This window comes from Candidatus Nitrosopumilus salarius BD31 (genome assembly GCF_000242875.2).
Taxonomy (GTDB): Archaea; Thermoproteota; Nitrososphaeria; order Nitrososphaerales; family Nitrosopumilaceae; genus Nitrosopumilus; species Nitrosopumilus salarius.
In genome coordinates this window covers 1-8,321 of sequence record NZ_AEXL02000121.1, presented here as the reverse complement: position 1 = coordinate 8,321, position 8,321 = coordinate 1, and the positions used below count along the sequence as shown (strand labels likewise).

The window sequence follows — 8,321 nt, the reverse complement described above, 5'->3', positions numbered from 1 at the left end:
ATATTTCATAAAACAAGGAAATTATACTGTATTTGTTCAAGATGGAGATACAAAAGACGTCATCAAATCTTCTAATTTTCAAGTAACAGAAGTATCAACTGATACTACTTTGATTAATACGATATTGATTCCAGGTATTGTTTTACCTGGTGCCGGAGCTGGGATTACTTTTCTATATTCTATACTATCTAAAAAAAGAGATGAGACAAAAAATGAATTAGAAAAGAAAAAAGACGATGCTCTTGCCATGTCAAAATATCGTATGGATAGAGTAAATATCAAATTCAACGATTACATAGATTTAATGAATTACTCAAATCAAATAGCATCATATACCAATAGATTTCCACAAGGAGATGAAATCAATAATGTTAAACTATTTTTGTCATTGTTAAAATTCTCGGAATTAGATGAAAAATTTGTAGCTAGAGGAGATTTACTTTTAACTGATCAAGATGCGGAGGATGTAATATCCCAATTATCTCATGCACTTGCTAGAAAAATTTTTGGGATTTTTCAAAATGAACCTGATTATTGGAAATTTAGGGATTTAAATTCATCAAGATCAGTAGCTAGAATGTTAAAACTTGTTAAAAGGCCAAACAGTGGTTATGATGAACATTTTTGTTCTGTGATAAATTGGTTTTCAAACTTATGTCCAAAAGACAAAAAGAGTTTAGAAAGTCTTGCCAAAAGTATAGATGAGTTATTGTTGTATGAATTGAATTTAGTGTATGACAATTGGTATCCTAACAAATTTTCTTCTGGGAAATTTCTTTCAAAAGAAACTCTAGACTATGTATCAAAAGAACACGAGTTCTCTAAAGGTAGATTAGATAAGGCGTTTCCTAAATATTATGAAAAATTACTTTATTTTTAAATTACAATGGAGGTTGTGGACCGGGTTCCATAATCACATTACATCATTTTTATATATAAAATTGATGTTTTAGCCAGACTAAAATTTAGGCAGAAAATCATCATTTGAGCGTGCGACACCAAACTAATTTAACAAAACTCGCCCCCAGTGTTGAAGGGGGGTTCACAGACCAATCTACGTTTTGTGAGAATTGGTTTGAATCCACGTGGATTCAGCTACTGTTTTGGGGTCAAAATGAACGCAGATAGGTTTGAATCAAGATAAAATGAAAAAATCATGAAATTTCTAGAGAACAAGAGTCAGAACAAATACGTCGATTAAACACATCTTCATATTCCCTTCCACAATGAGCACATTTTCTAAATACCACATAACAAATACACAAATTAATTATTTAAAACATCAGACATGAATCATGATTGAATAAAAATTTTCATAATTAATAGAGTATCAAAATAATACTTCAACACCGCAATGGAGTTTACTCTTAGAAGTAAAATCAAAATCATTTCTATTTCAGTATAGGATATTCGTAAAAAATGTACTAGACATAATTATGGATAGATTCATTGGTCATAAGGATAAAAGATCTGCAATTTTTTGTCCTATTGGTTGTCCTGTTTGTTCCTGATAGAAAGTGTATCCAGGAGTAGGATTTACTTCAAAACAGTACCAATCACCATTGGGATTTTGGCGCAAATCAATTCCAGAAATAAGTAAACCTAACTTTTTTGTTAGTTTGATACATTTTTGTTGAACATCTAAAGGAATAGTAGATTTAACCAAACGAGTAGTTCTACCAGTCTTTGAGGAGTACCTATAATCATCAGCGTGAGAAAGGATTTTGCATGGAAAAATACTATCACCTATCACATGTATTCTATAATCAATTCCTTTAACATATTCTTGAAACTGTGTAGGACACCATTGTACATCATTTAATTCAGAAAGTTTTTCGGTATTCAATTTAGATACAATACTACGTACTCCACTAATGGATTTGTAAATCACTGTTTTATGCTTTTTATGAAATGATTTTACTGTATTTGGATTTGTAGTGATTAAAGTTTCAGGAGTACGAAATCCAATAGATTTTATGATTTCAGATTGTAATGGTTTTGAATTATTATTTCCCATCATACTAGGTTTGTTTATAACAAGTGAGTCAGTTAATTCAGTCCAGATATTAAGTATACTTTCATTAATTTGAGCCAATTGCCAATTTTGATCAGAAGATGAACTTGAACTGAATTGCGAAAATTCTCTCCAATCATATGGACGATAATATGTTGCAGTAACTGAACGCAAATCAATTGTTTTATTCGGTAGACGAATAATACAGATTAATTCAGGGTCAGTTGCAAAAGAAATTCTCATCTTACCTACATCTTCCTGATTAAGAAACATTACAGATTCATTTCTCTGAAACAATATTTTATAAATATCCAGTAAAGGACTATCAAAATTAGTACCATATAGCAAAATCATGATTGTAATTCCTGAAAATAATTAAAAACTTCATCTAAAATTTCATTAGAACAATTTACAACGTTTGGATTAGCATATAATAATTCTAATCTATTTTCAAAGGAAAATGTCAATGACAAGAAAGGAGTATTGGATATTTTTGAAAGTTTTTTTATTTTAGAAATTAATACTGGATCATTTATTCCAAAACAATTAGAGTCAATCAAAATTGTTTCTACAATATTTTTATAATTTTCATCTAATATTGCATTTGATGTATCATAAGTAATTGTTTTTACAGATATTCCTACAGTGGATGCTTTAAACAACCATTGTTCTCTTGTCCATAGAGGGCCATTCAATAAAAGATCTCCAGGAGGGTTCAAGACGGGACAGCTCATCATTTTTAGCCAATATACCAAAAAGGCATTCATTTCGGTTGCCACATATTCTCTATCGGTTTGTTTAATATGAGAAAGTTCATCAGGAGTAATAGCAGATAATCTTACCCAGATTCCCTTAATTTTTGATATTTTTAGGGATTTGCCTTCTACAACACAAATAGAATTCATAAAATTTTTTGTATTGACATCCCAACCATTTGTAGATAGATCCCTTGGAGTTAAAATACGGATATCAAGATCAGGGTATTTTGCTGTAATCTCCAAAGCTTCAGTATCAAACACACTAGATACGAGTAAATAAGTCAGAAAAATCCCAGCTAATTATTAAGAGATTCTTTTTCTTTTTGAGGTATTAGATTTTTTAGGCATAGTGTTTTTAGTGTTTTTAGTCTTTTTTCTCGTTGTTTTTTTGGTGGAAGTATTTTTTGATATGGCTCGTTTAGTAATATTGGGTCTTTCAGTACTTTTAATAAAAGCAGTACCCTTAATTTCATTTTCTAACATATCCAATCTATGATTAATTTTTGATAGTGGATCAAATAATGTGTTAGTTATTTCCAGAGTTTCTTTTGATTGTTCTTTTGGATGTTTAGGGGATGAAACAGTAGTTGAGGGGGTAGAAAGAATCTCAACTACATCTTTATTGTTTTCAATTTTAATATCGCCTGTTTCTATAATTTCTTTAGGATTCTTATCTCCAAATTCTTTTTCTTTATCTTTTATGATTTCTTTAATTTCTTTAGGATTCTTATCTCCAAATTCTTTTTCTTTATCTTTTATGATTTCTTTAATTTCTTTAGGATTCTTATCTCCAAATTCTTTTTCTTTATCTTTTATGATTTCTTTAATTATTTCTTTAGGATTCTTATCTCCAAATTCTTTTTCTTTATCTTTTATGATTTCTTTAATTATTTCTTTAGGATTCTTATCTCCAAATTCTTTTTCTTTATCTTTTATGATTTCTTTAATTATTTCTTTAGGTATTTTCTCAAATTCTTTTGGTTTAGAAATTGGATCAGTATCGTATGGACCACATCTTTGTATATGATCTAATACATCATTAGGAGTAACCAAATCTGCAGTTGAAAATGATGGAAGTAAAGTGTTAAGAGAAGCATTGCTGTCAGTATGAGTACGAGTAGTTACTGTAGTATCTGCACCTTGCCAAGGCCACATAGGGTCGTTTAGATGAACCCCATATGGTTCAGTTGCATTAGGAGTATAATTTGACGATCCAGGATGTGTTCTTTGCCATTCTGCCCAGAGTCGATCAACATTTGCATGATGTAAAAAGAAAATAGGGTCATTAGGAGAGGTCATCCATCCCATATGCCCTTGAACAGTTACTCCATGGACGTGATTATGAGGAGGATGTTCTAAAGTACTTCTAAAAGCATTATACGTAGATTCGTTTAAGGAGTCACGTGCCATTTCACCAAGATCCATTAAATAATTCAGAGTTGAAGCGGAAAGAAGGTTTGAATTCCTAATCAATGTAGAACCTAAAGGTGGTTGACCAGGAGATGTTTGATCTAATGACGGATGAACTATCCAAGGTCTATTAGAATTAAATGAATTACCAGTTCCAGAAAAGTATCCTGAATTTACAGTTCCAGCAGGACCCATGAAATCATCATTAAAAATATCAATAGTATCAGATGTATCACCTGAGCTCCAATCCCAATATGGAAGGGAAACTGTTGGATCAACGGATTTTAATGCATGTTCAAACCTACAAAGAAATTCCCTATGCCATGGTAGAAAACCGGAATTACCATGAGCACCATCGCCTATAGGTAAATTAGCTCTTTCTCTACTAGTGACACCAAAATGAATTGCTACAAATTCATCATATCGATTTAATGCATGTCCAGGGATTTTAGTATTCTTTAGTGTTAAAACTGCCTTACAAAAATTTTCTCTCTCAATAGGATTTAAACTAGAAGCATTTTTTCGAACCAATTATTTCACTCCATTATCAATACAGTCTTTTGCTAAATCAATCAAAGTTTCATATTGTTTATACGGCATTAACATGCATCCATATTTTTCTGCATCCAAATCATAGGTAGTTTCAATTAATTTTTTGTTTATGAAGAGATGAGGCACATTTTTTATCAATTGCACAGTAATGTTTTTTTTCTTATATGTTTGAGAATGAACTTTCATCAAAAGTATTAATAAATTGCATATTTAAAAAGTTATCATTTTAATAACTTACGTTTGAAATATATTCACAATTCATCATATTCATAATAATTTTTTATATATAAAATAAGACAAATATGTTAAGCAGATTATGATATTCATAAGATCTTTACATCTTAGTCATGAAACGTAAAATTGGGATTTATTTATAAAGAAAAAGGTACGGCATCAAACTAATTTAACACAACTCGCCCTCAGTATTGAAAATGGTTGGTTCACAGGCCAACATCCGTTTTGTAATTAGGGGTTAATCAGAGTATTAGTGTTAGTTCTATACTTCATTTTCCAGTCCTCAAAAGGGACTCATACTTTCAGTTCAGGACTCTCTTGTTTGAATCCGACCGGACTAGTAGAGTAAGTTGTCTCTCAAAAAGTCCCGATTGTGAGTTTAGTTCAGATAATTTTACAAATTATAATTTGAGTTGATAATATTCCCAGTCATATCCATTAGGATTTTCACGGTTTGCCAATTTTGAATCTCCAAACACTCTTCCCAAAACAAGATTTTTGCCATCACTACGTACATGAATCACTCCCTGAATTGTTTTCTCATATAACGGGGTAGATTTTGTACTCATATGGGCAAACTCTTTTTCTGAAATTTCTTTGAAGGTAGCTGCAATCTCAGTTGAAAACACAAGAGGTCTGTCTATATTTGACGGAGCATGTCGACCTAAACTACCAAGCAATACTGCTCTTGGATGACCATAATCAGGAGAATCTCCAGAAGAGACAACGCTTGCCCAGGGCTTTATTGCATTAAGGAACGCGGAAGTAAAATCCTGACTTCCATGATGATTTGCTTTAAACACATTTGCTCTTAATTTTGAACCGTTGTGATATTCTAGGAACTTTGTTTCTGCAGGTTCATTCATGTCTCCACAAAGCAACACTTTGCATCGATCATATTCTAGCATGAGACTTACAGAGTTTCCATTTAATGTGACACCGTTATCTTTGAAGTATCTGTATTTTATCTCAGATTTTGTTCCTACATTTAACGGGCCCAATACCTTGATGATTAGATCATCAGAATCAAATTCAGGTAATTTTTTTGAAAGTTGATCAAGATGTTTTATTGTAAGATTGGAATTCTTCTGTTTTGCAAGATTTAGTGCTGCAACAAACCCCTGATAATCACGTGAAAGATCCCTCTTGTCAATTTCTGTGACATCATCATAAAGTTCTACCAGCTGTTTATTTTTTATTTTTCCAATCTTATCACCCTTGAATCGTACAATTCCGTTATGGTAAACAGAATCAACAGTAATTTGAGGATCACTCAGGACAGGAACCAATCCTTTTGCATGATCTTGGTCAGGATGAGTCATAACTATCGCATCAAAGTGAATTTTGTTTGTGGTTTTTTTTAGATTATATTTCCATTTTAAAAAGCTGTGAGCTTTTCCATCACGCCCACCATCAATCAATATTCGTCTATCATCAGGAGTCTGGACAAGTATTGCGTCACCTTGACCAACATCAAGAAAATAAATTTCCAACATTCGTTTTGTTGAAAAATCACTGGTGTCGACATACCCTTTTCCACCTCTGTAAGCAACAAGTGATTCAGTATTTTTCATATCTATTGGTTTAACCCATTCCCCCATCAACAAACGAGCAATAGTTTTTCGTCTTTTTTTGGAAGATTTCTTTGAATCACGTACCAAGGTCAAAGGGTTTTTTGTGAATCTCCAATCAGAAATAGGCATAGTAAGTTCATAACATAATAATAAATAATGTTTTTTCTTGTCACTCGACCGGACTAGTAGAGCAAGTTGGGTCTAAAAAAATCCCAAAAAACCATCTAGAATTGTTTCAAATAGGAGATAAAAGAGGATTTTTGTATGGCTACAAAAATTGCCACAATTTCAGGACTCGCCGTAGGATTAGTGATGGGAGTAATTGTATTTGGAATGTTAGATGGATTAGAAAAATCATGTGAAAATTTGACAGGTGAAGAATTAAGCAAATGTAATGAAATCATTAGTAAAGCATGGATGATTGCATCCATCACAGGTATTTCTTCAGGAGGAGGGACATTATGTGGAATATCATATTATCATGAAAAGAATAGTTAAGAAGTAGAAAACAAAATTAGGATCATATGACTTATGATGAAATATGTCCCATATGCAGTAAATCAAAAGATCAACATAACACAGAGGATAGAGATAGATGCAATCTTGAATTAGTAAAACAAGGAATAATGAGATATTGTGGGCTTTGTGGTCTGACTAAACCTGCAGAAGGATTCAGAGACAGATGTGGAAAATGTGGAGAAACATATTCTTTTACAAATGAATAAGATACAAATCATAACGAATACTCAGACATCAGCTGCATCATCTGACCACCACAAAGCATTATTTTTAATCCATGTTGGAATTTGGTTTGAGCCATAGTTAGTTCCTTGAGTAGTTGGAGGAATCTTCAGAATATCTTCTTTAACTAAATACTGAATTCCATGTAATAAATGCAGTACAACTGAGACCCAACTCGAAAAAACAATGTACAAAGAAATGATAAATGATGGAAGTTTCCCTTAGATTCTAAACCTTTTTCTTTGACTTCAAGTCAATGATGGTTATGGGAAAACAGGGAGAATGGGTCAAACGAATTACCTTACCTTGTGCTAACTGCAATCATGTAGGTGTTGAACACATGATTAACCATCCCAACCCACAGAAAGCAGAAGATGTTTCATGTCATTGTAAAAAATGCAGGGCAGAAAAAAGAGAAAATCCCTGTCAAGAATTCATAATGCCAAAATAGATTTTACGAAATCACTAAATCAATCTAGAAATTCTCAAAAATTACTACTCGAGGCATAAGAAGAAGAAAATTTTATTTGACTTCTAGCATGAAATCCAATATATTTAGAGAGGATCATTGTTGAATTTAGGTATTAAGATCAAAAATAAAAAATAGATTATTTGAGACGTCTGTAGATCTCTTTGAATTCTAAAGATAGGTTGTACGATATATTGAGCAAGTGAGCAAGTTGATTCATGGATGTCTTATCATGACCTAATTGTCTCAAAATTGTCAATGCCTTTTGAGGGGAACTAATCGAAAGAGGTGTTTGTCCAGACCATGTCTTAAAAGCATCTTCAACATCCAAACAAAAATTTAATACAAACTCCTTCCAATTTGGCATTGATTTTAAAGCTTTTTCAGTTAATAATACATGAGACAATTCGCGAAACTCATTTTTTCTATCAACATAGAGCATGTCAAGGGTTTGACGAATTTTGTTCTCATCATACTCTAGCGAATTCAGCATATACATTCCAGCTATACTCATGTGATATTATACTCACACTCAGAGATAAAGCATATAGTTGATTTTCTGAAAATAT

General features: G+C 32.0%; 11 protein-coding genes. 4 read left to right on the top strand and 7 right to left on the bottom strand.

Translation table 11 applies throughout. From position 1 onward, the window contains the following. Window positions 1-880 (top strand): hypothetical protein (locus BD31_RS07160; protein WP_008300553.1); only part of this gene is annotated, 880 nt, incomplete at its 5' end. 573 nt (window positions 881-1,453) lie between these two features. On the opposite strand, the gene BD31_RS07155 is transcribed toward BD31_RS07160, so the two are convergent. The 5 genes from BD31_RS07155 to BD31_RS07135 all read right to left on the bottom strand — a co-directional run bounded on the left by BD31_RS07155 (window position 1,454) and on the right by BD31_RS07135 (window position 6,671). Continuing rightward, the gene (locus BD31_RS07155) at window positions 1,454-2,287 is read right to left on the bottom strand and encodes an ATP-grasp domain-containing protein (RefSeq protein ID WP_238536093.1); all 834 of its coding nucleotides are present in this window, start codon (window positions 2,285-2,287) and stop codon (window positions 1,454-1,456) included. A gap of 77 nt (window positions 2,288-2,364) precedes the next feature. After that, complete coding sequence (locus tag BD31_RS09685) at window positions 2,365-3,033, bottom strand: hypothetical protein (protein ID WP_008300555.1); 669 nt, start codon at window positions 3,031-3,033, stop codon at window positions 2,365-2,367. A gap of 42 nt (window positions 3,034-3,075) precedes the next feature. Further along, window positions 3,076-4,713, bottom strand: coding sequence for a tyrosinase family protein (locus tag BD31_RS09680; protein ID WP_008300538.1), 1,638 nt, complete (start codon window positions 4,711-4,713; stop codon window positions 3,076-3,078). After that, window positions 4,714-4,920: a hypothetical protein gene (locus BD31_RS07140; RefSeq protein WP_048097555.1), complete on the bottom strand. Its 207-nt coding sequence runs from the start codon at window positions 4,918-4,920 to the stop codon at window positions 4,714-4,716. Window positions 4,921-5,369: 449 nt separating this feature from the next. Continuing rightward, window positions 5,370-6,671 (bottom strand): ComEC/Rec2 family competence protein, encoded by a 1,302-nt coding sequence (locus BD31_RS07135; RefSeq protein ID WP_008300549.1) that lies wholly within the window; start codon window positions 6,669-6,671, stop codon window positions 5,370-5,372. Window positions 6,672-6,806: 135 nt separating this feature from the next. Between BD31_RS07135 and BD31_RS07130 the strand changes: the two genes are divergently transcribed. Continuing rightward, window positions 6,807-7,040: a hypothetical protein gene (locus BD31_RS07130; protein ID WP_008300542.1), complete on the top strand. Its 234-nt coding sequence runs from the start codon at window positions 6,807-6,809 to the stop codon at window positions 7,038-7,040. A gap of 26 nt (window positions 7,041-7,066) precedes the next feature. Next, a complete protein-coding gene (locus tag BD31_RS07125) occupies window positions 7,067-7,267 on the top strand; it encodes a hypothetical protein (RefSeq protein ID WP_008300539.1) in 201 nt (66 codons plus the stop codon). Between the two features lie 21 nt (window positions 7,268-7,288). Here BD31_RS07125 and BD31_RS07120 read toward each other — a convergent pair whose 3' ends face one another. After that, the gene (locus BD31_RS07120; protein WP_008300541.1) at window positions 7,289-7,477 is read right to left on the bottom strand and encodes a hypothetical protein; all 189 of its coding nucleotides are present in this window, start codon (window positions 7,475-7,477) and stop codon (window positions 7,289-7,291) included. A 71-nt stretch (window positions 7,478-7,548) separates the two neighbouring features. Between BD31_RS07120 and BD31_RS07115 the strand changes: the two genes are divergently transcribed. Beyond that, the gene (locus BD31_RS07115) at window positions 7,549-7,734 is read left to right on the top strand and encodes a hypothetical protein (protein ID WP_158641235.1); all 186 of its coding nucleotides are present in this window, start codon (window positions 7,549-7,551) and stop codon (window positions 7,732-7,734) included. Between the two features lie 157 nt (window positions 7,735-7,891). Here BD31_RS07115 and BD31_RS07110 read toward each other — a convergent pair whose 3' ends face one another. Beyond that, window positions 7,892-8,266: a hypothetical protein gene (locus BD31_RS07110; protein WP_048097553.1), complete on the bottom strand. Its 375-nt coding sequence runs from the start codon at window positions 8,264-8,266 to the stop codon at window positions 7,892-7,894. Window positions 8,267-8,321 lie beyond the last annotated feature (55 nt).

Coding starts and splice junctions, on each gene's coding strand:
- BD31_RS07140 (WP_048097555.1), bottom strand. CDS start 4,920: ATGAAAGTTCATTCTCAAACATATAAGAAAAAAAACATTACTGTGCAA.
- BD31_RS07130 (WP_008300542.1), top strand. CDS start 6,807: ATGGCTACAAAAATTGCCACAATTTCAGGACTCGCCGTAGGATTAGTG.
- BD31_RS07125 (WP_008300539.1), top strand. CDS start 7,067: ATGACTTATGATGAAATATGTCCCATATGCAGTAAATCAAAAGATCAA.
- BD31_RS07155 (WP_238536093.1), bottom strand. CDS start 2,287: ATGTTTCTTAATCAGGAAGATGTAGGTAAGATGAGAATTTCTTTTGCA.
- BD31_RS07110 (WP_048097553.1), bottom strand. CDS start 8,266: ATGAGTATAGCTGGAATGTATATGCTGAATTCGCTAGAGTATGATGAG.
- BD31_RS07115 (WP_158641235.1), top strand. CDS start 7,549: ATGGGAAAACAGGGAGAATGGGTCAAACGAATTACCTTACCTTGTGCT.
- BD31_RS07135 (WP_008300549.1), bottom strand. CDS start 6,671: ATGCCTATTTCTGATTGGAGATTCACAAAAAACCCTTTGACCTTGGTA.